We start from the raw sequence: 1,687 nt of genomic DNA, 5'->3' as shown, positions 1-1,687 counted from the left end.
GCCGTGGCATTTCGAGCCCGCTTCTGGAACATCGGCGCAGAAGGACAGCTCTATCTGGGAGCGCTAGCCGCGACCATTGTGGGAACAGGGGCGATATCGCTGCCGCCTTATCTGATGATCCCTTTGCTGCTGATCAGCGGCGCAGTCGCTGCCGGTCTCCTTGTGCTTGGTATTGCGCTTTTGAAGTACAGGCTCGGAGTGGACGAGGTCGTCACCTCGCTCCTATCTAATTTCATCATCTTGCTTCTCATCAGCATGTTGTTGGACGGGGTCCTGAAGGATCCAATGGGGATGGGTTGGCCTCAGTCCGAGCGGATCATTACCGAAGGCCAACTGCCCAAGCTGGTGGTAGGGGCCCGTCTGCATCTGGGGTTTGTGCTTGCTGCGCTGGTGGCGGTCGTTGTCTGGCTGTATGACCGACACACGACCTATGGCTATGAAGCTCGCACGGTTGGCCAGAACCGGAAAGCTGCAGCCTTCGCCGGCATTCCGATCAGTCGCACGGTTCTACGCGTGGCATTCTTGTCGGGCGGCCTCGCAGGRCTGGCCGGAGCCTGTGAGGTCAGCGGATTCCGCGGAGCGCTCTCCCTCGATCTGTCGCCTGGCTTTGGTTACTCCGGCATTGTGGTGGCCATGCTCGCCCAACTGCATCCACTGGGAGTGATCGCGGCGGCTATCTTCGTGGCGGGTGTCTTTGTCGGCGCCGATGCGATGAGCCGCAGCGTCATGGTGCCCAGTTACATCGCCGATGTCATCAGTGCGACTTCGCTCCTGCTCATGACAGTCAGCCTTCTGATGACCCGATATCGCGTGCGGTGGAACTAAACCCATGGCCTGGCTAGAAATTCTCGTGTCGACCAGTTTCTGGATCGCTCTTGTGCGGATTGCGACGCCTTACCTTCTCGGCACGCTCGGGGAACTGATTTGCGAGCGCGCGGGGGTGGTCAATCTCGGCATCGAGGGCATCATGGTAAGCGGTGCATTTGCCGGCTGGCTCACCGTCTATGCAGGTAACTCCCTGGCTTTAGGCGTCCTTGTCGCGTTTGTGATCGGTGTACTTTTCGGCCTGATCCACGCTGCGGCAACTGTCGTGCTGGGGGCTTCTCAGCACGTGACGGGAATTGGCATTACCCTGCTGGCCTCCTCACTGTCCTATTTTGTCTATCGGATGCTATTTCCGCATCTTACCACACCGCCGCAAATCGAAGCCTTTGYGCCCTTACCCATTCCCTATCTGTCCTCAGTTCCGGTGATCGGGCCCGCATTCTTCGCCCAGACACCATTCACCTATCTCGCCTTCGCCACAGCGGCCGCAGTCATGTATCTCCTTTACAAGACGCCACTCGGACTGGCCATTCGCACAGCAGGCGAAAGCCCGATGGCGGTCGAAGCCCAAGGCATAGATGTGGTCCAGTTGCGCATCGCGGCTGTGGCGTTTGGCTCCGGCCTGATGGCTTTGGCAGGGGCGTTTCTCACTCTTTCGGCATTCAACTCATTTTACTTCAACATGATCGGCGGGCGCGGATGGATATGYGTGGCCCTCGTCGTGTTTGCTGCTTGGCGTCCGGGCAAAGCCGTTTTCGGAGCACTCCTGTTTGCAGGGTTCGATGCATATCAACTTCGGCTGCAGCAAACCGTCGGTGCCGTCGTTCCGTACCAACTGTTCCTGATGCTCCCTTATCTTTTG

The 1,687-nt window shown here is 58.6% G+C and carries 2 protein-coding genes; both read left to right on the top strand.

The features are described 5' to 3' along the window. The coding region (locus tag ORS3428_RS08475) for an ABC transporter permease (RefSeq protein ID WP_083355059.1) at positions 1-825 on the top strand (825 nt) is incomplete at its 5' end. A 4-nt stretch (positions 826-829) separates the two neighbouring features. Continuing rightward, the coding region (locus ORS3428_RS08470) for an ABC transporter permease (RefSeq protein ID WP_071096405.1) at positions 830-1,687 on the top strand (858 nt) is incomplete at its 3' end.

Origin of the sequence: Mesorhizobium sp. ORS 3428 (assembly GCF_001854785.1) — a bacterium.
Taxonomy (GTDB): Bacteria; Pseudomonadota; Alphaproteobacteria; order Rhizobiales; family Rhizobiaceae; genus Mesorhizobium.
The sequence above is the reverse complement of the archived record's forward strand: the minus strand, read 5'-3'. Positions and strand labels throughout refer to the sequence as shown.